Source organism: Streptomyces sp. So13.3, from assembly GCF_005860785.2.
Classification (GTDB): domain Bacteria; phylum Actinomycetota; class Actinomycetes; order Streptomycetales; family Streptomycetaceae; genus Actinacidiphila; species Actinacidiphila fildesensis.
This window is the reverse complement of the sequence record NZ_CP048835.1, coordinates 5604836-5629456: the sequence shown is the minus strand read 5'-3', so window position 1 is coordinate 5629456 and position 24621 is coordinate 5604836. Positions and strand designations below refer to the sequence as shown.

At 70.1% G+C, this 24621-nt stretch carries 26 protein-coding genes and 4 tRNA genes; 10 read left to right on the top strand and 20 right to left on the bottom strand.

Translation table 11 applies throughout. The features are described from left to right. Nucleotides 1–17: 17 nt before the first annotated feature. From nusG to C8250_RS25450, 3 genes are all read right to left on the bottom strand, one after another. Nucleotides 18–923: a transcription termination/antitermination protein NusG gene (gene nusG / locus C8250_RS25460; RefSeq protein ID WP_138352881.1), complete on the bottom strand. Its 906-nt coding sequence runs from the start codon at nucleotides 921–923 to the stop codon at nucleotides 18–20. Nucleotides 924–994: 71 nt separating this feature from the next. Beyond that, nucleotides 995–1273 (bottom strand): preprotein translocase subunit SecE, encoded by a 279-nt coding sequence (gene secE, locus C8250_RS25455; RefSeq protein WP_138352880.1) that lies wholly within the window; start codon nucleotides 1271–1273, stop codon nucleotides 995–997. A gap of 97 nt (nucleotides 1274–1370) precedes the next feature. Beyond that, nucleotides 1371–1443 (bottom strand) — tRNA-Trp (locus tag C8250_RS25450). Nucleotides 1444–1625: 182 nt separating this feature from the next. Here C8250_RS25450 and C8250_RS25445 point away from each other — a divergent pair. The 3 genes from C8250_RS25445 to C8250_RS25435 all read left to right on the top strand — a co-directional run bounded on the left by C8250_RS25445 (nucleotide 1626) and on the right by C8250_RS25435 (nucleotide 5187). Continuing rightward, on the top strand, nucleotides 1626–2864 hold the full coding sequence (locus tag C8250_RS25445) for a pyridoxal phosphate-dependent aminotransferase (protein ID WP_138352879.1): 1239 nt from the start codon (nucleotides 1626–1628) through the stop codon (nucleotides 2862–2864). A gap of 117 nt (nucleotides 2865–2981) precedes the next feature. Further along, entirely contained in the window at nucleotides 2982–4001 is a 1020-nt protein-coding gene (locus tag C8250_RS25440) for an adenosine deaminase (RefSeq protein WP_138352878.1), read from the top strand. Between the two features lie 85 nt (nucleotides 4002–4086). Then, nucleotides 4087–5187 (top strand): low temperature requirement protein A, encoded by a 1101-nt coding sequence (locus C8250_RS25435; RefSeq protein ID WP_138352877.1) that lies wholly within the window; start codon nucleotides 4087–4089, stop codon nucleotides 5185–5187. Here C8250_RS25435 and C8250_RS25430 read toward each other — a convergent pair. The 9 genes from C8250_RS25430 to C8250_RS25390 form a co-directional block, all read right to left on the bottom strand. Next, nucleotides 5141–6316 (bottom strand): hypothetical protein, encoded by a 1176-nt coding sequence (locus tag C8250_RS25430; RefSeq protein WP_138352989.1) that lies wholly within the window; start codon nucleotides 6314–6316, stop codon nucleotides 5141–5143. The two genes, C8250_RS25435 and C8250_RS25430, sit on opposite strands and share 47 nt — an antisense overlap. A gap of 170 nt (nucleotides 6317–6486) precedes the next feature. Beyond that, complete coding sequence (locus C8250_RS25425) at nucleotides 6487–7542, bottom strand: UDP-N-acetylmuramate dehydrogenase (protein WP_138352876.1); 1056 nt, start codon at nucleotides 7540–7542, stop codon at nucleotides 6487–6489. Nucleotides 7543–7623: 81 nt separating this feature from the next. Then, nucleotides 7624–9090 (bottom strand): MFS transporter, encoded by a 1467-nt coding sequence (locus tag C8250_RS25420; protein WP_138352875.1) that lies wholly within the window; start codon nucleotides 9088–9090, stop codon nucleotides 7624–7626. A gap of 125 nt (nucleotides 9091–9215) precedes the next feature. Continuing rightward, a complete protein-coding gene (locus C8250_RS25415; protein WP_232484678.1) occupies nucleotides 9216–9836 on the bottom strand; it encodes a TetR/AcrR family transcriptional regulator in 621 nt (206 codons plus the stop codon). 90 nt (nucleotides 9837–9926) lie between these two features. After that, on the bottom strand, nucleotides 9927–10361 hold the full coding sequence (locus C8250_RS25410; RefSeq protein WP_138352874.1) for a MaoC family dehydratase: 435 nt from the start codon (nucleotides 10359–10361) through the stop codon (nucleotides 9927–9929). A gap of 5 nt (nucleotides 10362–10366) precedes the next feature. Beyond that, on the bottom strand, nucleotides 10367–10819 hold the full coding sequence (locus tag C8250_RS25405; protein ID WP_138352873.1) for a MaoC family dehydratase N-terminal domain-containing protein: 453 nt from the start codon (nucleotides 10817–10819) through the stop codon (nucleotides 10367–10369). A 279-nt stretch (nucleotides 10820–11098) separates the two neighbouring features. Then, a complete protein-coding gene (rpmG, locus tag C8250_RS25400) occupies nucleotides 11099–11263 on the bottom strand; it encodes a 50S ribosomal protein L33 (protein WP_004571794.1) in 165 nt (54 codons plus the stop codon). 93 nt (nucleotides 11264–11356) lie between these two features. Further along, nucleotides 11357–11429: transfer RNA gene (locus C8250_RS25395), tRNA-Met, on the bottom strand. Nucleotides 11430–11474: 45 nt separating this feature from the next. Beyond that, nucleotides 11475–11547: transfer RNA gene (locus tag C8250_RS25390), tRNA-Thr, on the bottom strand. Between the two features lie 284 nt (nucleotides 11548–11831). On the opposite strand from C8250_RS25390, the gene C8250_RS25385 reads away from it, so the two are divergent. The 4 genes from C8250_RS25385 (at nucleotide 11832) to C8250_RS25370 (ending at nucleotide 15829) form a co-directional block, all read left to right on the top strand. After that, nucleotides 11832–13103 carry an amidohydrolase family protein gene (locus tag C8250_RS25385; RefSeq protein WP_138352872.1) on the top strand — a complete coding sequence of 424 codons (1272 nt, stop codon included), beginning with the start codon at nucleotides 11832–11834 and terminating at the stop codon, nucleotides 13101–13103. A gap of 137 nt (nucleotides 13104–13240) precedes the next feature. Next, the gene (locus C8250_RS25380; protein WP_138352871.1) at nucleotides 13241–13903 is read left to right on the top strand and encodes an NAD(P)H-binding protein; all 663 of its coding nucleotides are present in this window, start codon (nucleotides 13241–13243) and stop codon (nucleotides 13901–13903) included. A 254-nt stretch (nucleotides 13904–14157) separates the two neighbouring features. Beyond that, a complete protein-coding gene (locus tag C8250_RS25375; protein ID WP_244809350.1) occupies nucleotides 14158–14862 on the top strand; it encodes a hypothetical protein in 705 nt (234 codons plus the stop codon). A gap of 166 nt (nucleotides 14863–15028) precedes the next feature. Next, nucleotides 15029–15829 carry a hypothetical protein gene (locus C8250_RS25370; RefSeq protein ID WP_138352870.1) on the top strand — a complete coding sequence of 267 codons (801 nt, stop codon included), beginning with the start codon at nucleotides 15029–15031 and terminating at the stop codon, nucleotides 15827–15829. A gap of 12 nt (nucleotides 15830–15841) precedes the next feature. On the opposite strand, the gene C8250_RS25365 is transcribed toward C8250_RS25370, so the two are convergent. The 3 genes from C8250_RS25365 to C8250_RS25355 all read right to left on the bottom strand — a co-directional run bounded on the left by C8250_RS25365 (nucleotide 15842) and on the right by C8250_RS25355 (nucleotide 17208). After that, nucleotides 15842–16081, bottom strand: a complete 240-nt coding sequence (locus tag C8250_RS25365; protein ID WP_232484679.1) for a hypothetical protein — start codon at nucleotides 16079–16081, stop codon at nucleotides 15842–15844. 160 nt (nucleotides 16082–16241) lie between these two features. Next, nucleotides 16242–16673, bottom strand: coding sequence for a hypothetical protein (locus C8250_RS25360; RefSeq protein ID WP_187144981.1), 432 nt, complete (start codon nucleotides 16671–16673; stop codon nucleotides 16242–16244). A gap of 453 nt (nucleotides 16674–17126) precedes the next feature. Then, nucleotides 17127–17208, bottom strand: a tRNA-Tyr gene (locus C8250_RS25355). Nucleotides 17209–17393: 185 nt separating this feature from the next. On the opposite strand from C8250_RS25355, the gene C8250_RS25350 reads away from it, so the two are divergent. Beyond that, a complete protein-coding gene (locus C8250_RS25350) occupies nucleotides 17394–17882 on the top strand; it encodes a YajQ family cyclic di-GMP-binding protein (RefSeq protein ID WP_138352869.1) in 489 nt (162 codons plus the stop codon). Nucleotides 17883–17976: 94 nt separating this feature from the next. Here the strand turns inward: C8250_RS25350 and C8250_RS25345 are convergent, their stop codons facing one another. Then, on the bottom strand, nucleotides 17977–18771 hold the full coding sequence (locus C8250_RS25345) for an AraC family transcriptional regulator (protein ID WP_138352868.1): 795 nt from the start codon (nucleotides 18769–18771) through the stop codon (nucleotides 17977–17979). Nucleotides 18772–18841: 70 nt separating this feature from the next. Here C8250_RS25345 and C8250_RS25340 point away from each other — a divergent pair, with 70 nt between their 5' ends. After that, nucleotides 18842–19699 carry a phytanoyl-CoA dioxygenase family protein gene (locus tag C8250_RS25340; protein ID WP_187144980.1) on the top strand — a complete coding sequence of 286 codons (858 nt, stop codon included), beginning with the start codon at nucleotides 18842–18844 and terminating at the stop codon, nucleotides 19697–19699. 32 nt (nucleotides 19700–19731) lie between these two features. Next, complete coding sequence (locus tag C8250_RS25335; RefSeq protein ID WP_138352985.1) at nucleotides 19732–20031, top strand: hypothetical protein; 300 nt, start codon at nucleotides 19732–19734, stop codon at nucleotides 20029–20031. Nucleotides 20032–20057: 26 nt separating this feature from the next. On the opposite strand, the gene C8250_RS25330 is transcribed toward C8250_RS25335, so the two are convergent. The 4 genes from C8250_RS25330 to C8250_RS25315 form a co-directional block, all read right to left on the bottom strand. Next, nucleotides 20058–20450, bottom strand: a complete 393-nt coding sequence (locus C8250_RS25330; protein ID WP_138352867.1) for a YccF domain-containing protein — start codon at nucleotides 20448–20450, stop codon at nucleotides 20058–20060. Continuing rightward, on the bottom strand, nucleotides 20447–21307 hold the full coding sequence (gene htpX / locus C8250_RS25325) for a zinc metalloprotease HtpX (RefSeq protein WP_138352866.1): 861 nt from the start codon (nucleotides 21305–21307) through the stop codon (nucleotides 20447–20449). Before htpX ends, C8250_RS25330 begins: the two co-directional genes overlap by 4 nt. A gap of 117 nt (nucleotides 21308–21424) precedes the next feature. Continuing rightward, nucleotides 21425–23053, bottom strand: coding sequence for an NADH-quinone oxidoreductase subunit N (locus tag C8250_RS25320; RefSeq protein WP_138352865.1), 1629 nt, complete (start codon nucleotides 23051–23053; stop codon nucleotides 21425–21427). Then, complete coding sequence (locus C8250_RS25315; RefSeq protein WP_138352864.1) at nucleotides 23053–24621, bottom strand: NADH-quinone oxidoreductase subunit M; 1569 nt, start codon at nucleotides 24619–24621, stop codon at nucleotides 23053–23055. Before C8250_RS25315 ends, C8250_RS25320 begins: the two co-directional genes overlap by 1 nt.

Genomic DNA, 24621 nt, shown 5'->3' with positions numbered 1-24621 from the left:
TCGGACGTGTAAAAAAGTCAGTTCTTCTGGATCTGGTCGAAGCTGAGCTCGACCGGGGTCTCACGGCCGAAGATCTCGACGAGGCCCTTGATCTTCTTCGAATCCGGGTTGATCTCGTTGATCGTCGCCTGCAGCGTCGCGAACGGGCCGTCGGTGACGGTGACCGAGTCGCCGACCTCGAAGTCCAGCACCTGGACCTCGATCTTGCGGGCCGGACCCGTGCCGTCCGCGGCGGCGGCGGCCTCGGCGGCCGCCTCGACCTCGGGAGCGAGCATCTTGAGGATCTCGTCCAGCGTCAGCGGGTACGGGTCGTACGCGTTGCCCACGAAGCCGGTGACGCCCGGCGTGTTGCGGACGACACCCCACGACTCGTTCGTCAGGTCCATGCGGACGAGCACATAGCCGGGAAGCTTGTTCTGCTTGACCGTCTTCCGCTCGCCGTTCTTGATCTGGGCTACTTCTTCCTGGGGCACTTCTGCCTGGTAGATGTAGTCCTCGACGTTCAGCGAGACGGCGCGCTGCTCCAGGTTGGACTTCACGCGGTTCTCGTAGCCGGCGTACGTGTGGATGACGTACCACTCGCCGGGCAGAGTGCGGAGTTCCTCGCGGAAGGCGGCGACGGGGTCGACCGGCTCCGGCTCCTCGACGGGCTCGGCGTCCTCGGCCAGCTCGGCGTCGGCCTCGGCAAGCACGGCGTCGGCCTCTTCGTCGACGGCCGCCTCGGTCTCGTCCTGGGCGTCCTCGGCGACTGCCGCACCGGTCTCGTCGATGACGTGGACGGCGGCCTGCTCGGCGGCTTCGCCCGCGGCTTCATCGGCAGCTTCGGCCTGGTCGATGTCGCCGTCGGCTGCCTCGACGATGTCGAGCGCAGTGTCGTCGCCCTCGACGGACTCGTCGGCGTCGTACACGTTCGGGTCAGACACGGTGACTGCTTCTTCCTGACTTCAAGGGGTGGAACATGCGGAAAGGCGCCGCAGGGGCGTCGTCCGCAGGATCATCCGAAGACGTACGAGACGAGCTTCGCGAAGCCAAAGTCAATCACGGACACAAGCCCGATGACGACGACAACGAAGACAATTACGACGCTCGTGTACGTCGTGAGGTCGTGACGCGAAGGCCAGACGACCTTGCGGAGCTCGGCGACGATCTGCCGGTAGAAGAGGCCGAGACGGGCCAGGGGGCCCTTCTTTCCGCGCTTACCTCCGCGGCGGGCCTTCTTGTCCTGGGATGCGTCAGGCTCAGGGACCTCGATGGAGTCCGTGATTTCAGTCACTCGTCTTCACCTGACTCCGGGTCGTGGCCATACCGCGCCCGTCGCGCGGTACGGCGAGTGCAATTACCTGCCCGCATCCTGGTGAGGACGCGTTTAGCAGGGCCGGAGGGACTTGAACCCCCAACCGCTGGTTTTGGAGACCAGTGCTCTACCAATTGAGCTACGACCCTTTGAAGACGCCCCTCAACGTACCGCAGTTCGCGAGAGGGCCATCGACGGATGAGTGTACGTGTTCACAGGCCGGTCGTCGAACGGCTCCGCCGCAGGCCCCGCCGTCCACTCCGTAAACACCGGGGTGTCCACTCCGCAAACCGCGGTGCCGGGGCGGTACGCCGTCTGGGACCATGCACTCATGACCGCTGCCACTCCCCCCGTACAGTCCCCCTCCGACCGTCGGGTGTCGGCCCGCGTCGGGTCGATCTCCGAGTCCGCGACACTCGCTGTGGACGCCAAGGCGAAGGCCCTCAAGGCCGCCGGGCGTCCGGTCATCGGCTTCGGTGCCGGCGAGCCCGACTTCCCGACCCCCGACTACATCGTCGAGGCCGCGGTGGAGGCGTGCCGCAACCCGAAGTTCCACCGCTACACCCCGGCCGGCGGGCTGCCGGAGCTCAAGGCCGCCATCGCCGCCAAGACGCTGCGCGACTCGGGCTACGAGGTCGACGCCTCCCAGGTGCTGGTCACCAACGGCGGCAAGCAGGCCATCTACGAGGCCTTCGCCGCGATCCTCGACCCGGGCGACGAGGTCATCGTCCCGGCGCCGTACTGGACCACCTACCCCGAGTCGATCCGGCTCGCGGGCGGCGTGCCCGTCGACGTCGTCGCGGACGAGACGACCGGCTACCGGGTGACGGTCGAGCAGCTGGAGGCGGCCCGCACCCCGCGGACCAAGGTCGTGCTCTTCGTCTCGCCGTCCAACCCGACCGGCGCCGTCTACAGCGCGGCCGACGCCGAGGCGATCGGCCGCTGGGCCGTCGAGCACGGCCTGTGGGTGCTCACCGACGAGATCTACGAGCACCTCGTCTACGGTGACGCGACCTTCACCTCGCTGCCGGCGGTCCTTCCCGAGCTGCGCGACAAGTGCATCGTGGTGAACGGCGTCGCCAAGACGTACGCCATGACCGGCTGGCGCGTCGGGTGGATGATCGCCCCCAAGGACGTCATCAAGGCCGCGACGAACCTCCAGTCGCACGCCACCTCCAACGTCAGCAACGTCGCCCAGATCGCCGCGCTGGCCGCGGTCTCCGGGAACCTGGACGCGGTCGCCGAGATGCGCACCGCCTTCGACCGGCGGCGGCAGACCATCGTGCGGATGCTGAACGAGATCGACGGTGTGGTGTGCCCCACTCCCGAAGGCGCGTTCTACGTCTACCCCTCGGTGAAGGAGCTGCTCGGCAAGGAGATCCGCGGCAAGCGCCCGGCGTCCTCGGTCGAGCTGGCGGCCCTCATCCTGGACGAGGTCGAGGTCGCCGTGGTCCCGGGTGAGGCCTTCGGCACCCCCGGCTACCTGCGGCTTTCCTACGCACTGGGTGACGAGGACCTGGTCGAGGGCGTCTCCCGGATCCAGAAGCTGCTCGGCGAGGCCCGCGACTGACGGCTCTCCCTCTGACGGGCCCCCGGCTGCTGCCGGGGGCCCGTTTCTGTTTTCGGGCAAGTCCCCGTTCGGTGAAACCGGTACCGGACAGCGTCACCCGTACGGCAGGATCTTCGGATGGCACGTGATGTCCGTCTGCTCCCCAAGGCCCATCTCCATCTGCACTTCACCGGCTCCATGCGGTCCGAGACCCTGCTGGACCTCGCGGACCAGCACGGTGTGCACCTCCCCGAGGCGCTGACCTCGGGCGAACCACCGAAACTGCGGGCCACCGACGAGCGGGGCTGGTTCCGCTTCCAGCGGCTCTACGACAGCGCGCGCTCGTGTCTGCGCACCGCCGAGGACATCCAGCGGCTGGTCCATGAGGCCGCCGAGGAGGACGCCAGGGACGGCTCCGGGTGGCTGGAGATCCAGGTCGACCCGACGTCCTACGCACCCCGGCTGGGCGGCCTCATCCCGACCATGGAGATCATCCTGGACGCGGTGGCGACCGCCTCCCGGGACACCGGCGTCGGGATGGCCGTCATCGTCGCCGCCAACCGCATGAAGCACCCGCTCGACGCCCGCACCCTCGCCCGGCTCGCGGTGCGCTACGCCGACCGGGGCGTCGTCGGCTTCGGTCTCTCCAACGACGAGCGCCGCGGGCTCGCCCGCGACTTCGACCGCGCCTTCGCCATCGCCCGGGACGGCGGGCTGCTCGCCGCCCCGCACGGCGGTGAGCTCGCCGGGCCCAGCAGCGTCCGCGACTGCCTCGACGACCTGCACGCGGGGCGCGTGGGGCACGGCGTACGGGCCGCCGAGGACCCGCGGCTGCTGAGACGGCTCGCCGAGCGGCAGATCACCTGCGAGGTCTGCCCGGCGTCCAACGTGGCGCTGGGCGTCTACGAGAAGCCGGAGGACGTGCCGCTGCGCACGCTCTTCGACGCGGGCGTACCGATGGCGCTGGGCGCCGACGACCCGCTGCTCTTCGGCTCCCGGCTCGCCGCGCAGTACGAGATCGCCCGGGACTCGCACGCCTTCACGGACGAGGAGCTGGCGGAGCTGGCCCGGCAGTCGGTACGGGGCTCGGCGGCGCCGCCGGAGGTACGGGAGCGGCTGCTGGCCGGCATCGAGGACTGGCTGGCGCTGCCGGCCTGACCGCCCGCCGGACGGTTTACTCGACGGCCCGGCCCCCGCAGTACAGTCGTGCGCCGTCGGGGCGGTGAGTGTTACGGGGGCGGGGATGGCCGAGGCCGAAAAGCGGGTCACCTGGGCGGAGTTGTTCTTCGACCTGGTGTTCGTGTTCGCGATCACGCAGGTGAGCGCGCTGCTGCACGAGGACCACTCCTGGGCGGGCGTCGGGCGGGCGCTCATCGTGTTCGTGCCGCCGTACTGGGCCTGGGTGGGGATGTCCCTGCACGCCAACCGGCAGGACGTCGACAATCCGCTGGACCGGATCGGGATCTTCGCCGTCGGACTCAGCGCGCTGTTCATGGGGCTGGCGCTGCCGCTGGCCTACGACGGGCGCGGAGTGCTCTACGGGGCCTCGTACTGGGCGGCCCGGCTGGTGCTCTGGGCGCTGGTGCTGCGCTGGCAGGACGTACGGCTCAGCGCCTTCGCCGTCGGCGCCTGCCTCACCGGACCGATGCTGCTGGCGGGCGGCTTCCTCGACGGCCCGGCGCGCACCGCCCTGTGGGGGTCGGCCGCGCTGATCGACCTGTCGATGCCGTTCCTGCTGCGCCGCCGGCTGTCCCGGGTGCGGTTCCACCCCGGGCATCTGCCGGAACGTTTCGGGCTGTTCCTGATCGTGGCGCTCGGTGAGTCGATCGTGGCGATCGGCGCCCCGGCGTCCGCTGCCGCGCACCTGGACGCGGCCGAGCTCACCGCCGTCGCGGCGGCCTTCACCCTCGCGGCCGGCCTGTGGTGGGTGTACTTCGCGTTCGCGGCGAGCGCCATCCAGCACGCCCTGGCCACCTCCGACCGGCAGACCGACACCATCCGCGAGGTGCTGTCCTACGCCCACGTCGGATTCCTCGGCGGGGTGATCGCGGTGGCGGTCGGCATGCACGACGCGGTCGCGCACCCGGCGGCCCGGCTCGGCACGGGCGTGGCCGGGCTGCTCTTCGGGGGCTGCGCGCTCTTCCTGGCCGTCTTCGGTTACACCCGGTGGCGGATGTTCCGCCTGTGGTCGACGACGCGGCTGGCGGCCTCCGCCGTCGTCCTCGCCGTGCTGCCGCTCGCGGCGCGGCTGCCCGCGGTGGGCGCGCTCGGGCTGCTCGCGCTGCTCATAGCCGCCCTCAACGTCCTCGAATGGGAGCGGGTGCGCCGCGCCGGCTCCCTGTAGCGGCGGCGCGCCGGCCGCCCGCCCGGGGTCTCGTCCGCTTCTTCATGGGCCACAGCAGGACGTACGCCGCCGACACGGCCGCGAACGAGAGCCGGATCAGCCCCTGCGCCGACTCCGACGGGACCAGCAGCGCGCTCCCGTAGAGCGAGAGCAGCGCGATCCAGCTCCACCAGGGCACCAGGCGGCGCTGCCCGACCGCGTCCCACAGCAGCGTCCCGAGCAGGACCGACGCGCTGTAGTACGTGTAGACGCTCGGGTCGAGGGCGATCCTGGCGTCCGCGCCGAGCAGCACGACGGCCGGCCAGCGGCCGCGCAGCACCGCCACCGTGCCGAGCGCGAGGCCCAGCAGGGCCTGCGCGGGACGGTCCCAGCCGGGGGTGACGGCATCGGCCACCCCGAACCAGCGCAGCGCGGACGCGGGCTGGTTGGGGATCGCGAACCGCGCGGCGGCGGCCGAGCCGAGGTGGGTGACGTAGAACGGCAGCCAGGCCACCGCGACGAGGGCCACCAGCCAGCAGGCGGCGCAGCGCCAGTGCGCGCGCGGCAGCGCCAGCAGCAGCGGGAGGAAGGACAGCGCCCAGGGCTTGGAGTCCACGGCCAGCGCCAGCAGGATGCCGACGGCGGCCGGCCGGCCGCGGACCAGGGCGCGCACCGCCAGGGCGGTGAAGAACAGCGCCAGTACGTCGTCCAGGTGCGCGAACCGCACCGAGACCTCCACCCACATCGGGATGAAGGCCAGCCCGGCTATGAGCACCCGCTGCTGCAGCCTGCGGTGGTTGATGCCGGTGCCGGCGTAGAAGTCCGCGGCCGTGCGGCCCACCACGACCAGCATGTACAGGCCCAGGCCCGACATGAACGCCTCGGCCAGCCGCTCCCCCACTCCCGGCGGGAAGGGCTCGAAGAGCGCGGCGGTCAGAAAGCTGACCGGGCCGATCTGCAGCTCCGGGTGGTTCTGGTAGATCGCGAGCCCGCCGCCCGGGCCGCCGCCGGTCAGCAGCCGGCCACCGGTCCTCAGGTAGTGCCAGGAGACGCCGCCGTTGCGGGACGTGACCACGAACCAGCAGACGGTCCAGAGCGTGAGGGCCACGGTGTGCCGCCGGACGGGCCACCGGCCGAACCACGCCGCCACCCCGTCGGTGGCTCCGGTCGCGGCCCTGGTCGTCCCCGCCCTGCGCACATTCCGCCCTTACCGTCAGCTTCCGTCAACTGCGTTCGCCGGGGCGGCAATTCCCTCTCTCGGACCTCGTCACCAGCCCGCGCGGAAACCGCCGGGAGGTCTCTCCGAGACTCTTCCCTGCTTCACAGACGGGTTCCGACCATGACCGGTTCATTGACGAGCGTGACTCCGAAGGCGGATCGCACTCCGTCGCGGACCTCACGGGCGAGGGCCAGCAGGTCCTCGGTCTTGGCCTGGCCGCGGTTGGTCAGCGCCAGGGTGTGCTTCCCGGAGATGCGGGCCGGGCCGTCCCCGTACCCCTTGGCGAACCCGGCGCGGTCGATCAGCCAGGCAGCCGACGTCTTCCGCAGGCCGTCCCCCGCGGGGTAGGCGGGCGGTTCGGTGTCCGCGCCGAGCCGGTCGTGCACCCGGCTCACGAACTCCGCGAACTCCCGCTCCGTCAGGATCGGATTGGTGAAGAACGAACCCGCCGACCAGGTGTCGTGGTCGGCCGCGTCCAGCACCATCCCCTTGCCGGCGCGCAGCGCCAGCACCGTCGTCCTGGCGGTGGCCACCGGGACCCGGTCGCCGGCCTCGACGCCCAGGGCGCGGGCCACTTCCGCGTACTTCACCGGCGCCGACAGCCCGCCGGCGTCCTCCAGGCCGAAGCGCACCCGCAGCACGACGTACCGCTCCGGGTCGGCCTTGAATCGGCTGTCGCGGTAGGCGAAGCCGCAGTCGGCGGCGGGGATCGTCACCGTCTCGCCACTGCGGCGGTCGTACGCGACGACCTCGGTGACGGTCGCCGAGACGTCCTGCCCGTACGCCCCCACGTTCTGGATCGGCGTCGCCCCGGCGGATCCGGGGATGCCCGCCAGGCACTCGACACCGGCCAGGCCGGCCTCGACGGTCCGGGCGACCGCGTCGCTCCACACCTCGCCGGCCGCCAGTTCCAGCGCCGTGCCGTCGAGGGTGAAGCCGGTGGTGGCGATGCGCAGCGCGGTGCCGTCGAATCCGGCGTCCCCGATGACGAGGTTGCTGCCGCCGCCGATCACCAGGAGCGGCGTGCCGGCGCGGTCCGCCGCGCGGACCACCTCGACGACTTCGGCGTCGGTGGTGGCCGTCACGAGGCGGGCCGCGGGGCCGCCGAGCCGGAAGGTCGTCAGGGGGGCGAGGGGGGTGTCGTGGGTTACGTGCACGCCGTCCACCCTACGGGGACACCCCCCGGTGACCGGTCGGCCGGTCCCCAGGGGGTGTTCTCTCCGCGTGCTCCCCGCCGGTCAGGCGACCGGCTCCAGGGTGCGCTGCGGCTGGGCGTCGGCCGGGGTGGCCGTCGCCTTGCGCCGCCTCGGGATGAGCACCGCGGCGACCGCCGCGAGGCCGACCGCGACCGCGCCGACCCACAGTGCGGGCACCAGGCCGTCCACGTAGCGGCCGGCGGACTCGTAGCCGCCCTGGGAGGAGAAGACGGAGGCGAGGATCGCGACGCCGAGGGCGCCGCCGAGCTCACGGAAGGCGTTGTTGGCGCCGGAGGCGATGCCCTGTTCCTCGGGGCGGACGCTGGACATCACGACGTTGGCGGTGGGGCCGAAGTACATCGCCATCCCGATACCGCTGATGATCAGCGCGGGCAGCTGGGCCGTGTAGGAGACGTCCGTCGTGACCACGAGGGCGAAGAGCGCGAGGCCCACGGCCTGGAGCGCCAGCCCGGCGGCGATGATCGGGCGGCCGCCGATGCGGTCGGAGAGGATGCCCGCGATGGGCGAGACGATCATCGGCATGGCCGTCCAGGGGAGCATCCGGACGCCGGCTTCCATCGGCGAGTAGCCGGACACGTTCTGCATGAACTGGCTGAGCAGGAAGATCGAGCCGAACATGCCCAGGAACATCAGCAGGCTGGCCGCGTTCACCGCGCTGAAGGCGCGGTTGCGGAAGAGCCGCATCGGCAGGATGGGGTGCGCGGCACGGTTCTCGTAGGCGACGAAGGCGACTATGAGCGCGGCGCCGGCGATCAGCCCGGTCAGGACGGAGGGGCTGGTCCAGCCGTCGGCGTTGCCGCGGATGAGGGCGTAGACGATGCCGAAGAGGCCGGCGCTGGCGAGCGCGGTGCCGGGGACGTCCAGCCGGGAGTTCGGGCCGCGGCTCTCGTTCAGGCGGAGCCGGGCGAGGGGCAGCAGGAGCAGCCCGATCGGCACGTTCAGCCAGAAGATCCACTGCCAGGAGAAGTGCTCGGTGAGGGTGCCTCCGATGAGCGGGCCGGTGGCGACGGCGAGACCGTTGACCGCGCTCCAGATGCCGAACGCCATACCGCGGCGCTCCGGCGCGACGGTGGCGGAGAGCAGGGTGAGGGTCAGCGGCATCATGATCGCGGCGCCGACGCCCTGGGCGGCGCGGGCGGCGATCAGCTCGCCCATGCCGGGGGCGAGCGCGGCGGCGGCGGAGGCCGCGGTGAACAGCCCGAGGCCGACGGTGAAGAGCCGGCGGCGGCCGAACCGGTCGCCGAGGGCGGCGCCGAACATCAGGAGGACCGCGAAGGTGAGGGTGTAGGCGCTCACCGTCCATTCGAGGTCTTCGAGCGCCCCGCCGAGGTCCTTGCGGATGGAGGGCAGCGCGGTGGTGACGACGAGGTTGTCGAGGCTCGCCATGAAGCCGGCGAGGCTGGTGATGATCAGGGCCCATACGGCGGTACCGCGCCGGGGTCCCTTCTCCTGTCCTGCCTCTTGCTGCTGGTGCTCCTGCTCCTGCATGACCCCTCCCGGGGATTAGTTATCAGTCACTAACTTCTGTGGGTACACGTGTGCGGCGATCTGCGCTGATCTGCTGCTGTCCGCCGGAGGTCCGGCGATCCCGGGGGTCAGGGGGGTCCGGGGGGTCAGGCGGCCGGCTCTGCCGGATCAGCCGGCCCGGCCGACTTGTTCGACTCGGCCGGCTCCGCCTGCTCGGTCGACTCGTCGAACGGGAAGCCCAACCAGCAGCGGTCGTCCGAGGGGATCCCCAGCGACACCAGCGTGTTGATCAGCATCCCGGTCGAGAAGAACTTGTTCATCCACTCGTCGTCGAGACCGGTGCGGGCGCGCACCATGTCCCACATGTCGAGCCACCGGCGGCGGACCAGCTCGGCCACGTCACCGTCGCCCGACGCCGCGGCGGCGACGTAGAGCTGCATCTGCATGAGCAGGACATCACGGTCCTCCTCGATCATCTCGCCGTAGGCCTGCCCCATGGCCTCCAGCGCGCCCTCCCCCTCCAGGCCCTCCGCGGCCTGCTCGAAGGTGGCGATGGTGCGGTCGAAACAGCGGTTCGCGGCGGCCTTGAACAGATCCACCTTGGTGGGGAACAGCCGGAACAGATACGGCTGCGAGACCCCGACCCGGCGGGCGATCGCTTCCGTGGACGTTCCGAAATAACCGCCCTTGGCGAACTCGGTCATCGCGGCGCGGGTGACACTCTCGCGCCGGTCCTCCGCGCTCATCCGCATGCTCGTCTTCGCCATGTCTCTAAGGTAGTGACCACTAACTAACTTCGTCAAGCGGAAAACGGGAGGACTTCCTTTCCGAGGAAGCCCTCCCGTTCCGGAGCGTGTTCAGGCCAGTCGGACGACGGCGCGGGACAGGCCCAGCACCTTCTGGCCGGCGGCGGTGGCCACCAGGTCCACGCGGACCGTGCGGGCCTCGTCGTCCAGCTTGACCGCGACCTTGGCCGAGACCTCGATCACCGCGCCCTTGTCGTCGTCCGGGACGACGACGGGCTTGGTGAACCGGACGCCGTACTCGGCGACCGCACCCGGGTCGCCGACCCAGTCGGTGACCACACGGATCGCGGCGGCCATCGTGAACATGCCGTGCGCGATGACGTCCGGCAGTCCGACCTCCTTCGCGAACCGCTCGTTCCAGTGGATCGGGTTGAAGTCACCGGACGCACCCGCGTACCGCACGAGCGTGGCGCGGCTCACAGGAAACGTCTGCGCCGGGAGCTCGGTGCCGACCTCGACCTCGTCGTAGGAGATCTTCGCTGTCATCCGGATCACACCCCTTCCTGCGCGCGGGCCACGAGCATCGTGTACGCCGTCACGACATGCTCACCGTTCTCGTCGTGCACCTCACCACGGACCGACAGGACGTCGTTCCCCGCGAGGGACTTGATCGAATCGATGTGCGAGACGACCGTGAGCCGGTCCCCGGCACGCACCGGGCGCGAGTGGACGAACCGCTGGTCGCCGTGGACCACCCGGCTGTAGTCCAGCCCCAACTCGGGGTCCTGCACGACCAGGCCGGCCGCCTTGAACGTGATCGAGAACGCGAACGTCGGCGGCGCGATCACATCCGGGTGCCCGAGGGCCCTGGCGGCGTCGGGGTCGGTGTACGCGGGATTGAGGTCGCCCACCGCTTCGGCGAACTCGCGAATCTTCTCCCGGCCCACCTCATAGGGGGCGGTGGGCGGATAGCTCCGCCCGACGAAGGACTGGTCCAGTGCCATCGGTACCTCCGGCTACGGGATGCTGATCGGGGTGGCGGTCATCATCATGGCGGCCATGATGACGACACTGACGTTCGGGGTGCTGACGTTCGGGGCGTGCTGACGTTCGGGGTGCTGACGTTCGGGGCGTGCTGACGTTCGGGGTGCTGACGCTCGGGGCGTGCTGACATCAGGGGTGCTGACGCTCGAGGTGATCATGCCGCCTGCGGGCGGGCGGATCAACGCCACGAGGCCGCCCCCAAGAATGGGGACGGCCTCGTGGTGTGTTACGGCCTGTTGTTAGCGCGTTTCGCGGTGCGCGGTGTGCGCGTTGCAGCGCGGGCAGTGCTTCTTCATCTCAAGACGGTCCGGGTCGTTACGCCGGTTCTTCTTGGTGATGTAGTTCCGCTCCTTGCACTCCACGCAGGCCAGCGTGATCTTCGGGCGGACGTCGGTGGCGGCCACGTGAGTGCTCCTTGACGAACGGATGGGTATATGAACACAACGAGAGTAGCCGATTGAAGGACTAAACCCACAATCGACTACGACTACGCAGGGTAGCGGTGACCGGACTTGAACCGGTGACACAGCGATTATGAGCCGCTTGCTCTACCAACTGAGCTACACCGCTGCGATGAACTGACCCCCACCAAGCGGTGGATGGCCGATCCATCAGAGCCCCAATGCGGAATCGAACCGCAGACCTTCTCCTTACCATGGAGACGCTCTACCGACTGAGCTATTGGGGCGAGCGAGGAAGACATTACACGGTCCGCAGCCGAAGGTGAAATCCATATCTCACGACACACTTCGGGCTCTTCCGTCGCTCTTCAGGAGCCCGTCCGGAGCACCTTCCGACCCCTTCCGAGCGCGCCGCGAGGCTCCCCCGAGGACCCAGCGAGACAGCCTCGATCGACCACGCCAGTACGACTATTGGCCTCCTCCCGGACCCTGCGTGAGCTGCCCCATAGGCTCGCCCCGTCCCTGCGTGATCTTGCCTCCCACCCGAGAGCCGCAGTACCGGAGGAGCGCGATGACCGAGAACCAGCGCGGCACCGCCGCCGAGACCACCACGCTGCTGCTGTGTGGTGCGCATCTCACCGACGGCCGCACGGTCGACGTGCGGCTGAGCGGCACCCGTATCGAAGCCGTCGGCACCGCCGGCAGTCTCACCGCCGCCCCCGACCACAGCGACGCCGACGGAACCCGCATCGACCTGCGCGGCTACCTCCTGCTGCCCGCACCCGCCGAACCGCACGCCCACCTCGACGGCGCCCTCACCGCCGACGCGAGCGTCGCCTCGGGCCCGCCCTCGTACGAACCCGAGGACGTGCAGCGGCGCGTCACCGAGGCCGCGCTCCTCCAACTCGGCCATGGCGCAACGGCGATCCGCACCCACGTCCGGATCGGCGACATCCAGGGACTCGGCACCCTCGCCGCCGTGCTCCAGGCCCGCCGCGCGCTGCGCGGGCTCGTCGATCTGCACGCCGTCGCCGTCCCCCGCCTCCTCACCGGCGTGGCCGGCGCCGACGGGCTCTCCGCGCTGCGCGACGCACTCAAGATGGGCGCCGGCGTCGTCGGCGGCTGCCCCGACCTCGACCCGGACCCGAGCGGCTATGCAGAGGCCGTCCTCGCCGTCGCGGCCGAATTCGGCCTCCCCGTGGATCTGCACACGCAGGGTGACGATCCGGCCCGGCTGGCCCGGCTCGCCGCCATGGCCGGCGGGCTGCGCCCCGGCGTCGTCATCGGCCCCTGCAACGGCCTCGCCCGCCTCCCGCAGGCCGCCGCCGCCCGCGCCGCGGGCCAGCTCTCCGCGGCCGGCGTCTCCGTGGTGGCCCTGCCGCAGGGCGGCTGCGGCGCGCTGGAGTCCTCCCGGCGCGGCGCCGCGGGGCTGCTCGCCCCGGTACGCGAACTGCGCGCGGCCGGCGTACGGGTCGCGGCGGGCAGCGGCTCGCTGCGCGACCTGGCCAACCCCGTCGGACGCGGCGACCCCCTGGAGGCCGCCTTCCTCCTCACCTCCTACGGCGAATGCGGCGCGGCGGACGCCTACGACGCGGTCAGCGGCCAGGCGCGGGCGGTCCTGGGGCTGCCCGAGGTCCGGGTGGAGGCGGGCTTCCCCGCCGAACTGCTCGCCGTACGCGGGGAACGGATCGAGGGCGTGCTCTCCCTCGCGTACAGCCGCATCATCATCCACCGCGGCCGGGTGGTCTCCCGCACCAGCGCCGTCCGCGAGTACTGCGACTCGGCGACCACCGCCGCCCTCGACCTGCCCCGCCAGTCACGGAGCGACGGCGGCCTCGCCTGAGGCCTTCTGACGATGCGCCAGCCCCACGGGGCAGGCCGCCGTCGCGAGCGCGGCAGACGATTCCGGGCGTCACCCGATGGTGATCCGTTCACGCCGTGCACGCGCGCGGGACGCCCGGCGGGCGTAGCGTCGCAATCATGCGCATTGTGATCGCAGGTGGACATGGAAAGATCGCGTTGCGGCTGGAGCGACTGCTCGCCGCCCGCGGAGACGACGTGGCGGGCATCATCCGCAAACCCGAGCAGGCCGACGACCTGCGGGCGGCCGGCGCCGAGCCGATCGTCTGCGATCTGGAGTCGGCCACCGTCGACGAGGTCGCGGCGGCCCTGCGCGGTGCGGACGCGGCCGTCTTCGCGGCGGGCGCGGGGCCGGGCAGCGGCCCGGAGCGCAAGCACTCCGTCGACCACGCCGCGGCCGTGCTCTTCGCCGACGCGGCCGAGCGGGCCGGGGCCCGCCGCTACATCATCGTCTCGTCGATGGGCGCGGGAACCGAACCGGCCCCCGGCGCCGACCCCGTCTTCGCCGAGTACCTGCGCGCCAAAACGGCGGCCGACGTCGACCTGAGCGCCCGCAAGGACCTCGACTGGACGATCCTGCGCCCGGGCGCCCTCACCGACGACCCCGGCACCGGCCGTCTCCAGCTGGCCGCCAAGACCGGCCGCGGCCCCATCCCCCGCGACGACGTGGCCGCCGTCCTCGCCGAACTCCTGGACACGCCGTCCACGGCCGGCCTCACCCTGGAAGTCATCTCGGGCCCCACCCCGGTCCCGGTCGCGGTAAAAGACATCTCCGGCAACTGACCCCGGGCGACCCTCACCCACCCCAACGAAGAAGGGTCCCCCGGACCGCGTTTCCGCGGTCCGGGGGACCCTTCTTTACCGTGGCGGCGGCGCCACGCCCGTCGTCCACGGCTCGTCCAGCGCGGGCGGCCCTTGGTGGCCCCGCCCCTTGTGCTCTGCTGGCGCCGATACAGGCCGAAGACCCGATCAACGTCGCGTGTGTAGCCCCTTTGTTTCGGAGCACCGCGCGTGGTAGCCGGGGGATGATCTCCCTTGTGACAAAAGAAGCAGATTCTGGCGCGGGTGTGGACGAAGTCCACACATGGGACGCGCGATTGGACTGGGCGTACGGGCTGATAGCAGATGATCCTTCCGAGCGGACCGCAGCGCTGGCCCGGCTGACTATCGCCAAGAGGAACGTCGGCGATGCCCTCATGCAGTTCAACAATGTGTGGTCATCCACGCAGTCGCCGGGCAGGCAGTTGCACTACCGGGATCCAGCCCTCCAGCAGGCAATCGAGGTGCACCGCGATGCCGCACGGCATTCGCTGCCGGACGCGTTGTGGAACCGCCGGTGTGCGGACATCAGGGAATGGCCAGGTCTGCCGTATGCGCTGCTCTTCCTGGAGTGGGAGGCAAGGTACCCGCAGGCATGGACCCAACATGCCAAGAAGTGGGGTACGAAAGAGGACCTCCTACGGGACATGGCGGTCGCTGGCCATAACAAAATCGTCAGGGCGAAGCTCACCGATCTGATTGAGATCGTCATCCAGCGGCCCTACCGCTGCAAGGACCGCGATTACGTGCGCGTGGCTCGGGCCGTCGACAGCGCGGATCTGCGCGAAAGGCTCGGCACCGCTGCCGAGTCGGACAACCCATGGGCGCGGCGCCATGCCGGCTATGTCCTCTGGCTGCTCGACCGCCCCGAACTGCCAAACTCTCTCCATGTCTGGCGGAAGTGGATCGGCCTCCCCAGGTGAACCCTGGCCGACGGCACGCTGAGCCCCGCCGACTCCCTACGCTCAGTCGAAGCGCTGACCACGTCGCCGTCGCGGCACCACAGGTGGACGTTACGCGGCCGTTTCACTTCATCACAAGGCCAAGTGGAGTGGTGGTCACTGGTAGTTGAGGTCAACAATCACCACTATGTGGGACACGGTCTGGACAGCGGTCTCTGCTGTCGCCACGGCGCTCGCCTTCTTGGTGGTTGCCTGGCAGTCAATCCTCACCCGTAGTGCGCTGAGCGTCGCGCACACCGCCCTCACCGTCTCCGAAGCTGTGGCTCTGGATGCCGCCCGAGCGCGGCTGGACGATCAGGCCCCTGAGGTGACCGTCGTCATCGACGACGTTCCGTGGCCTCCTCTGGCGTGGTCGCACATAGGCGTGCCCGTACATCCGTGGCCTCCCGGCCATGAATGGCCCTTCCCGGAGAAGGAGCACGAACGGATCGTCCTTCAGGCGCTCGTGTGGCTGGACAACCCGAGTAGTCGCAGTGTGTGGGTGACATTCAGCGGAGACCTGGTTGTTAACCGGGAAAACCGGTTCCACCCAGCCCCGCACATCCCCCTTGAACCTGGTCAGCGGTCTGGGCTGTATCTGAACAAGGACTTCACCATTAAGGAGCTAGCGGGGAACTACGCGGCACGCGAGGAGGGACACCCTCTTCCACACCGCGTCCAAGGCACCGTGACGGTGCACGACGATCGCGACAACGGCGTCACGGACACCTGGAACCTGGAACTCACCGGGTGTCCCGTCGAGCCGCACGAGACCCGCGGCAGTGTGTGGAGGGTAGTGGGTCACCACGTCACCGAAGGAGATGGATCACGCAGCTTGGAATACATCCCGCGTCCGACTCGCCGACGCACGTACTGGATCTCCCGGGAAAACGAGATCCGGCTGCCAGAACCTCGATTCTCCAGCACCACTCCCGGCGTTCAGGGCTAGCCAGGCACCACATCAGCTGGCAGAGGGACCCCTGCGGTTCATGTGTACCTGGCGCTCGACCAGTGCGGCGGCTGCCTGACGGTCCCCGCGAAGGGCGCGCTCCCCATAGGCAACCGCCCCTTCGAGGTCGCCCTCGCGGGCCGCCGCGACGCCGAGCGTGATGCGGGCTTCCGCGTTGCGCATGGGCGAGTGCTCGGTGTCGTCGAAATCCGTGCCGACTCGGATGACTTCCTCCGCGAGGTTGCGCGCCATGCAGTCTTCGCCGAGGAGCCGATAGCAATCCATCGCGTAGAAGCCGCCTGTCGGAACACCACCACCCGGCCTCGCCGTAGGAGTAGCGCTCTCGGCGCCGTTGGGACCCGCATCCAACGTCCAACCCCAATGGCGCCCAGAATTCACGAATAACTGGCACTCACCAGGCCGGTCGCGGGTCCTGACGTTCCGTCGAGAGGTCGGCCCCGGGGCGAAGTTCTGTGTCCGCCAGCCACAAATAACCGGGGCTGGGCGGGAACTCATCTGTCGGCGGAGCTGGGCTGTGGTATCGCTGGGTGCCAGGGAGCGGAACCTCGACCAGTGCGCCGTCCTGCATCGTCCACAGGCCGTAGACGTCGTCCTCCTCGTCATGGATCAGAACCTGTACCTGCCCCGGGTTGGGCCAGGGAAGTGATGCCAGGTGCTTCAGAAGCCCGGAGCGCGGCCGTTCCCTGGAGTACTCGATGACCCACCCGCCGGCGAACAAATCGAGCGGCTTGAACGTGCCCTTCCAACTGCGCGACTCGTCCGGACGCGTCAGAGGTTCCATGACCTCGTCCGCATACAGCGCCAACACGATGACCTGCGCCATTCTGCTCATGCCGGAGTATCGCGGTGCGCCGTACCTCAAGGCCAACCCAATTTCGACACCAGGACCGACCGGTCTGCACCGTTCCGGTCGACAGTTCCTTTCGACGGTTCCTTGGTTCAGCGTGACGAGGCCCAAGCGCTGACGGTGTGCAGCGAAGGCCGGCAGGGCAGCCCGAGAGGACCCATCTGACGAGGCGAGCGATGCACATCGACGTGATCCCGGTCACTCAGTCGATCTCTGCCCTGAGGAGCGGGACCACCCGCCTTGAGCTCTGTCCCACGAATGCCCCACAGCCGCTGGTCAGGCCTGAGAATCCCGTCCACAGCCCGTCCAGAACCCCTGGTAGAGAGCGTGCGAGAACGGGACCGAGTGAGACAGTCCGGCACTCCAGGGGCAGAAAATCGAACGGCCCCTGATCCGCGTTTCCGCAGATCAGGGGCCGTTCCAATACCGTGGCGGCGCCAGGGTTCGAACCTGGGTAGGCTGAGCCGGCAGATTTACAGTCTGCTCCCTTTGGCCACTCGGGCACACCGCCAGGGAAGCCGCCGCAGGTCACTTTTGAGGGTGGTCTGTGGCAACGACGTAAACGATACCTGATGCGCGGGGGTGGTTCGCCACCTGATGGATCAGTGTTCGGGGCGGGTGCGGTGGCTAGGCTGGGAGGGCGGCCCGGGGACGGGTCGCGGTACTGACGGATCACAGCCAAGGAGCCAACTCAAGATGGCCGACTCCAGTTTCGACATCGTCTCGAAGGTCGAGCGGCAGGAGGTCGACAACGCCCTCAACCAGGCCGCGAAGGAAATCTCGCAGCGCTACGACTTCAAGAACGTCGGGGCCTCGATCGACTGGTCGGGCGAGAAGATTCTGATGCAGGCGAACTCGGAGGAGCGCGTCAAGGCGATCCTCGACGTTTTCGAGACCAAGCTGGTCAAGCGGGGTATCTCGCTCAAGTCGCTGGACGCCGGCGAGCCGCAGCTCTCCGGCAAGGAGTACAAGATCTTCGCCTCAATCGAGGAGGGGATTTCGCAGGACAACGCCAAGAAGGTCGCGAAGATCATCCGCGATGAGGGCCCGAAGGGCATCAAGGCGCAGGTCCAGGGCGACGAGCTGCGGGTCAGCTCGAAGAGCCGGGACGATCTGCAGGCCGTTCAGGCGCTGCTGAAGGGCAAGGACTTCGACTTCGCTCTGCAGTACGTGAACTACCGCTGACCCGTTGGGGGAAGCGGTGGAGTGGTGAAGTGGATGAGGGCGGCCGCCGGGACAACCCCGGTTGCCGCCCTCACCGCGTTCCTCACCGCGTTCCTCACCGCGTTCCGGAGCCGCGGTTCACCGGTGGGCCCTGCCGGACGGCGCGCGGGGAGGCGCCGAGTTCGCGGCGGCAGGCCTTGTTGAAGGCCTGGAGGTCCGCGATGCCGACCGAGGTGGCGACGGCGGGGATGGAGAGCGTCGACTCCACGAGCAGATGCCGGGCGCGTTCCAGGCGGCGTCGCCGGATGTAGGTGACGACCGTGTCGCCGGTCGCGGCGCGGAACAGCCGGGTGAGGTGGTTGTGCGAGACGCCGGCCGCGCGGGCGACGCCGGGGACCGTCAGCGGGTCGGCGAGGTGCGACTCGATGTGCGCGATGGCGGCGGCCACGGCGGGGTGCGGGCCGTCGGACGCGGCGGGGGCCGTGAGGTGGGCGACGCGCCACAGGACGGCCCAGATCTCGGCCGCCGTCCTGGCGGGGCTGCCGGGCTGGGCGGCCACGGCCTGCAGCATCAGGGCGGAGAGCATGGGCAGTTGTGCGCCCGCGTCCTGGATGACGGGGACGCTGCGGGGCTCGCCCGCCTCCGGGATGCGCAGATGGGCGTAGAGGTGCTCGGAGCGGCCGCGGTAGCGGTATCTGACGGTCGCGCCGGGCGGGACGAGGCTGACGCGGCCGGGCCGGATGGCGTGCGGGGTGCCGTCGACGGTGAGATCGGCCGTGTAGCGGTAGAGGTGCAGCTGCCACAGGTCGGGGAGCCGGAAGACATCGGTGTGGCCGGCGGGGCCGTGGACACCGACTCCGAGGTTCACCACCCGAGGTGGCTCGTCGAGGTGGAGGGCGACGGCATCCATGGTGAAAACGTACCAGTAGTGGTGAGTGTGACCCACGCGCTGCCAGGGGTTTCCTTCCTACCGTTGGCGCATGGAAACCAGCACGGAAGCCAGCACTGAGAACAGGGGCCTGTTGAGCTCCGTCCAGATGGCGCACTTCGTGGCGCACGGCTCGCTGCGCATGGACGCGGTCGTACCCGAGGAGATGAACGAGCGGGCGATGGGCGTCCTGGCGGCCGGGATACCGGAGGTGCCGTACGGGACGCCGCTGGAGGAGGCTTACGAGCGCGGGTCGTTCGCCCGCGACCTCGTCGAACTCCCGGTGGTGGCGGGCGCGTTGCGCAGCCTCGTGGGGCCCGGGCCGACCGTCGACCATCACGCGGTGCACATCCGCCGGCCCCGGGACGGGCAGGCGCAGCCGCTGCACGCCGACGCGATCATCGACGTACGGCCGGACGCGTTCGACGTACAGCTCATGTACTACCCGCAGCCGGTGACGCTGGAGATGGGCGGCACGCTGAGCGTGCCCGGCAGCCATCTGCGGCGCACCAACGAGAGCGACACCGGCCGCTACCAGAACCTCCGCGGGCAGACGCGGCTGGTGTGCCCGGCCGGGACCGTGGTGTTCCTGCACCACGGGATCTGGCACGGCGGACGGCGCAACGACAGCGACGCCGCGCGCTACATGTTCAAGATCCGGTTCAATCCGACGGTGCGGCAGCTGCGGCTGTGGGACACCGGCGATCTCGCCGACCCGGCGGTCGCCGCCGAGCTGGGCACGCGCTTCCCCTGGTACGAAGCGGCCGCCGCCCGGCTGGAGTTCCACAACCGGATCAAGCTGTGGCGGGCGCTGACCGGCGACAGCACGTACGACCTGGACCACTGGATGACGCGGGTCGCCAACCGGCCGCAGCGCGTCGTCCCCGCGCACCTGAGGAGCGAGGCATGAGCACCACCTTCGACCCCACCTTCGACCCCACCATGGGCGCCACCAGCACGCTGCGGCAGCGGGTACTGGTGCTGTACCTGGCCACGTCGGCGCTGGACTCCCAGGTCGTGGGGTGGTCCGCCTACGACGGGACCGGCACGACGTCGCCGACGACCGGGGACAGCGACGAACCGCCGTACGGGACGGGGGTGGCCGCGCTGTGCGACGGCTGGCGGCTGTTCCAGGCGGCGCAGCTGATCCCGCCGTATCCCGGGCACGAGTACGACACCTCGTTCCTCAAGCACGAGTTCTTCTTCGAGAAGCTCGTCGACACCGCCCGCCAGGGCGACTGAGGGCTGAGGAGGCCGGGGGCGATCGCTCAGCGTGTGGCGAACGGCCGGTCGGTGGGGACGATCTCCCGGCCGAGCGGGACCAGCGAGAGCGGGATCATCTTGAAGTTCGCGATGCCGAACGGGATGCCGATGATCGTCAGGCACAGGGCGATCCCGGTCACGATGTGGCCCAGCGCCAGCCACCAGCCGGCGAAGACGATCCAGATGATGTTGCCGATGAGGGAGCCCGCACCGGCGTCGTGCCGTTCGACGGTGGTGCGGCCGAAGGGCCACAGGGCGTAGTTGGCGATCCGGAAGGAGGCCACGCCCCACGGGATCGTGATGATGAGGATGCAGCAGACCAGGCCGGCGACGGCATAGGCCATCGCCATCCAGATACCGCAGAGCACGAGCCAGATGATGTTCAGGATCGTCGTCATGGGCGGTGTCCTGCCATCTGTTCGAGGCGCGCGATGCGCTCGGCCATCGGGGGGTGGGTGGAGAACAGTTTCGACGTGGTGCCGGGCCGGAACGGGTTCGCGATCATCATATGGCTGGCGGTCTCGAGGCGCGGCTCAGGCGGTAGCGGCAGCTGCTTGGTGCCCGCGTCCAGCTTGCGCAGCGCGCTGGCGAGGGCGAGGGGGTCGCCGGTGAGGCGGGCGCCGGAGGCGTCGGCCTCGTACTCGCGGGAGCGGCTGACGGCGAGCTGGATGACGGAGGCGGCCAGCGGGCCGAGGATCATCAGCAGCAGCATGCCGAGGATGCCGGGGCCCTCGTCGTCGTTGGACCGGCCGACGGGGATCAGCCAGGCGAAGTTGACGAGGAACATGACGACGGAGGCGAGCGCGCCGGCGACCGACGAGATGAGGATGTCGCGGTTGTAGACATGGCTCAGCTCGTGGCCGATCACGCCGCGCAGCTCGCGTTCGTCGAGGATCTGCAGGATGCCGTCGGTGCAGCAGACCGCCGCGTTGCGCGGATTGCGCCCGGTGGCGAAGGCGTTGGGCGCTTCGGTGGGTGAGATGTACAGCCGCGGCATGGGCTGGCGCGCCTCCGTGGAGAGTTCGCGGACCATGCGGTAGAGCGCGGGGGCCTCGAACTCGCTGACGGGGCGGGCACGCATCGCGCGTAGAGCCAGCTTGTCGCTGTTCCAGTACGCGTAGGCGTTGGTGCCGATCGCGATGACGAGCGCGACGATGAGCCCCGTCCGGCCGAAGAAGCTGCCGATGACGAGGATGAGTGCGGACAGACCGCCGAGGAGTACGGCGGTCTTCAGCCCATTGTGCCGGCGGTGCACGGTGCGCCCTCCAAGGTGTGCGGCGGGGGAACCTTCTCCCCTCTTAGGAGAACCTCCTGTACTGGTCAACGCCACCGGAAGGCCGCTAGTTCCCTTGTGCACACGCCCCGGGCGGGGTCAGAGCAGCGCCCCCGAGGCGTAGCGGAGGACCAGCTGCGGGACGCCGGAGAGCACGATGCCGGCGACCGCGGTGAGGGCGATGGCGGCGGTGAGCGGGGCGGGCGTCCGGGTGGCGGGCACCGCCACGGCGACCGCACCGGCAACCGCTCCGGAGACCGTTCCCGTGCCGTCCGCCGCGCCCGTGGCCGCCGCCGGCCCGGCCTCCGGCTTCGCGAACAGGAGCGCGGTCCAGCGCAGGTAGTAGACGAGCGCGATGACCACGTTGACGGCCATGACGACGGCCAGCCAGGCCGGTCCCGTACCGACGATCGACGAGAAGACCGCGACCTTGGCGAAGAGTCCGATGACGCCCGGCGGCAGCCCGGCCAGGCAGAGCAGGAAGAACGCCAGCGCGAGAGCCGTCAGCGGGCGGTTCGCGTAGAGCCCCCGGTAGTCGGTCAGGCGGTTGGCGGGGGCCGTTCGGGCGACGAGGGCGGCCACCGCGAAGGCACCGAGGTTCACGGCCGCGTACATCAGGGCGTACGCCACGGTGGTGCCGATCTGGTGCTGCGGGTCGTCGGAGTACGCGGCGGCCGCGATCGGCACCAGCAGATAGCCCGCCTGGCCGATGGAGGACCAGGCCAGCAGCCGGACCGCGCTGTGCGCGAACCCGGCGCGCTGGCGCAGCGCGGCGACGTTGCCGACCGTCATCGTCAGGGCGGCCAGTACGGCGACGACCGGGCCCCAGACGTCGGCGTACGGCTCGAACGCGATCACGGTGATGAGGATGAGGCCGGAGAAGCCCGCGGCCTTTCCGACGACCGAGAGGTACGCGGCGATCGGCAGCGGCGCGCCCACGTAGGTGTCGGGTACCCAGAAGTGGAAGGGCGCGGCGGCGAGCTTGAAGGCGAAGCCCACGAGGGTGAGGACCGCGCCGACCTTGGCGAGCGTCGCCAGCTGCGGCTGTACGTCGCCCAGACCGTCCGCGATCGACGCCAGGTGGAGGGTGCCGGTGGCGGCGTACACGAAGCTGACGCCGAGCAGCGTGACGGCGGTCGCCGCCACGGAGGAGAGGAAGAACTTGAGCGCGGCCTCGGACGAGAGCCGGTCGCCGCGTTTGATGCCGACGAGCGCGAAGGCGGGCAGCGTCGTGACCTCCAGGGCGACGACCAGGGTCGCCAGGTCCCGGGAGGCGGGCAGCAGCGCGGCTCCGGCGGCCGAGGACAGCAGCAGGAACCAGTACTCGCCGGCCGGGTACTTCTCCATGTCGTGCATCGACAGCAGCGCCGTCAGCAGCGCGCCGCCGATGACGAGGAGCTGGATGACGACGGTGAAGTGGTCGGCCGCGTAGGAGCATTCGCCGGGGTCGGTGGTGAGGCAGAACGTCTTGCGGTGGCCGGCCCGGAGCGGGCCCAGGGCCAGCCCGGCCAGGGCGAGGCCGGCGATGGTGACCCAGCCCAGCAGGGCCTTCTTCTCCTTGGGGAGGAAGAGGTCGGCCACCAGGACGACGAGCGCGACGGCCGCGGGGATCGCCGCCGGGGCGATGGCGATCCAGTCCACGGACTGCACGAGGGAGCCGACGGCGTCCGCCGCGAGCGTTCCGGTCGCGTGGGAGGAGGCGTGGGAGCCGGTGACGGGGATGCTCATCAGCTGCCTCCGAGGAGCGAGCGCACGGCCGGGTCGGTGAGGCCGAGGAGGGCCGCGGGCCACAGGCCGGCGAGGACGGTGAGGGCGGCGAGTGGGGTCCAGGCGGCGAACTCGTAGCCGTGGACGTCGGACAGCACCGGCTGCCCGGACTCCGCGGTGCCCTTGTCCCCCATGCAGACGCGGCGCACGACGGCCAGCAGGTACGCGGCGGTGAGCAGGGTGCCGAACGCGGCGACCGCCGTGAACACCAGGTAGGTGGGGCGGCTGAGCCCGTCGGCGGGTTTGAAGGCGCCGAACATGGCGAGCATCTCGCCCCAGAAGCCGGCCAGCCCCGGCAGTCCGAGGGAGGCGACGGCGGCGAAGGCGAGCAGGCCGCCGAGGCGGGGGGCCCTGCCGTACAGGGCCGCGCCGTTCTCCCCGGTGAGGCGGTCGAGGTCGCTCGTTCCGTAGCGGTCCTTGATGGCGCCGACCAGGAAGAAGAGCAGGCCGGTGATGAGGCCGTGGGCGACGTTCGCGAAGAGCGCCCCGTTCACACCGGTCGGGGTGAGGGTCGCGATGCCGAGCAGCACGAAGCCCATGTGGCCGACGGAGGAGTAGGCGATGAGGCGCTTCAGGTCGCCGCCGGCTCCCTTGCGGGCCAGTGCGAGGCAGGCGAGGGACCCGTAGACGATGCCGACGACGGCGAACGCGGCCAGGTAGGGCGCGAAGGTGTGCATGCCGTCCGGGGCGACGGGCAGCGCGATACGGACGAATCCGTAGGTGCCCATCTTGAGCATGACGCCGGCCAGCAGCACGGAGCCGACGGTGGGCGCGGCGGTGTGGGCGTCCGGGAGCCAGCTGTGCAGCGGCCACATCGGGGCCTTGATCGCGAAGCCGATGCCGATGGCGAGGACGGCGAGCAACTGCGTGGAGTGACCGAGCGACGACCCGTTGTCAGTGGCGAGTGCCACCATGTCGAATGTGCCCGCTTTCACCCCGATGAGCAGCAGGCCGAGCAGCATGATCACGGAGCCGAGGAGGGTGTAGAGGATGAAGCGCAGCGAGGCGGCCTCGCGTCCGGCGCCGCCCCAGCGGGCGATGAGGAAGTACATCGGGATGAGGACGGTCTCGAAGGCCAGGAAGAAGAGCATCAGGTCCAGCACGGCGAAGGTGCTGAGGGTGCCCGCTTCGAGGACGAGGAGCAGGGCGACGAAGGCCTTGGGGGACGGGCCCGCGGGCCTTTTGAAGTAGCTGTGGAGCGCGCAGAGGAAGGTCAGCAGCGCGGTCAGGACGAGGAGGGGGAGCGAGATGCCGTCGACGCCGAGATGGATGTGGATGTTGAGGGCGGGGATCCACTTGAGGTCGGTGCTGGCCTGCATCGTCGCCGGGTGGTCGTGGTCGAAGCCGGCCGCGAGGACGATCGCGAGGATCAGTACGGCGCCGGTGACCGTGACGCCGTGGCGGAGCACGGCCTGGTCCGGGTTGCGTCCCCGGAGGCCGGGCGGCGCGGGGAGCAGGGCTCCGACGGCACCGAGCAGGGGCAGGACCACGATGCCTGCGAGCACGTACTGGAGGGCGGTGTCGTTCAC

What these genes read in the sequence shown, in the direction of transcription:
- C8250_RS25445 (WP_138352879.1), top strand. Translation starts at nt 1,626, where the DNA reads ATGACCGCTGCCACTCCCCCCGTACAGTCCCCCTCCGACCGTCGGGTG.
- C8250_RS25440 (WP_138352878.1), top strand. Translation starts at nt 2,982, where the DNA reads ATGGCACGTGATGTCCGTCTGCTCCCCAAGGCCCATCTCCATCTGCAC.
- C8250_RS25435 (WP_138352877.1), top strand. Translation starts at nt 4,087, where the DNA reads ATGGCCGAGGCCGAAAAGCGGGTCACCTGGGCGGAGTTGTTCTTCGAC.
- C8250_RS25420 (WP_138352875.1), bottom strand. Translation starts at nt 9,090, where the DNA reads ATGCAGGAGCAGGAGCACCAGCAGCAAGAGGCAGGACAGGAGAAGGGA.
- C8250_RS25415 (WP_232484678.1), bottom strand. Translation starts at nt 9,836, where the DNA reads ATGGCGAAGACGAGCATGCGGATGAGCGCGGAGGACCGGCGCGAGAGT.
- C8250_RS25410 (WP_138352874.1), bottom strand. Translation starts at nt 10,361, where the DNA reads ATGACAGCGAAGATCTCCTACGACGAGGTCGAGGTCGGCACCGAGCTC.
- C8250_RS25405 (WP_138352873.1), bottom strand. Translation starts at nt 10,819, where the DNA reads ATGGCACTGGACCAGTCCTTCGTCGGGCGGAGCTATCCGCCCACCGCC.
- C8250_RS25385 (WP_138352872.1), top strand. Translation starts at nt 11,832, where the DNA reads ATGACCGAGAACCAGCGCGGCACCGCCGCCGAGACCACCACGCTGCTG.
- C8250_RS25380 (WP_138352871.1), top strand. Translation starts at nt 13,241, where the DNA reads ATGCGCATTGTGATCGCAGGTGGACATGGAAAGATCGCGTTGCGGCTG.
- C8250_RS25370 (WP_138352870.1), top strand. Translation starts at nt 15,029, where the DNA reads ATGTGGGACACGGTCTGGACAGCGGTCTCTGCTGTCGCCACGGCGCTC.
- C8250_RS25365 (WP_232484679.1), bottom strand. Translation starts at nt 16,081, where the DNA reads ATGGCGCGCAACCTCGCGGAGGAAGTCATCCGAGTCGGCACGGATTTC.
- C8250_RS25360 (WP_187144981.1), bottom strand. Translation starts at nt 16,673, where the DNA reads ATGGCGCAGGTCATCGTGTTGGCGCTGTATGCGGACGAGGTCATGGAA.
- C8250_RS25350 (WP_138352869.1), top strand. Translation starts at nt 17,394, where the DNA reads ATGGCCGACTCCAGTTTCGACATCGTCTCGAAGGTCGAGCGGCAGGAG.
- C8250_RS25345 (WP_138352868.1), bottom strand. Translation starts at nt 18,771, where the DNA reads ATGGATGCCGTCGCCCTCCACCTCGACGAGCCACCTCGGGTGGTGAAC.
- C8250_RS25340 (WP_187144980.1), top strand. Translation starts at nt 18,842, where the DNA reads ATGGAAACCAGCACGGAAGCCAGCACTGAGAACAGGGGCCTGTTGAGC.
- C8250_RS25335 (WP_138352985.1), top strand. Translation starts at nt 19,732, where the DNA reads ATGGGCGCCACCAGCACGCTGCGGCAGCGGGTACTGGTGCTGTACCTG.
- C8250_RS25330 (WP_138352867.1), bottom strand. Translation starts at nt 20,450, where the DNA reads ATGACGACGATCCTGAACATCATCTGGCTCGTGCTCTGCGGTATCTGG.
- C8250_RS25320 (WP_138352865.1), bottom strand. Translation starts at nt 23,053, where the DNA reads ATGAGCATCCCCGTCACCGGCTCCCACGCCTCCTCCCACGCGACCGGA.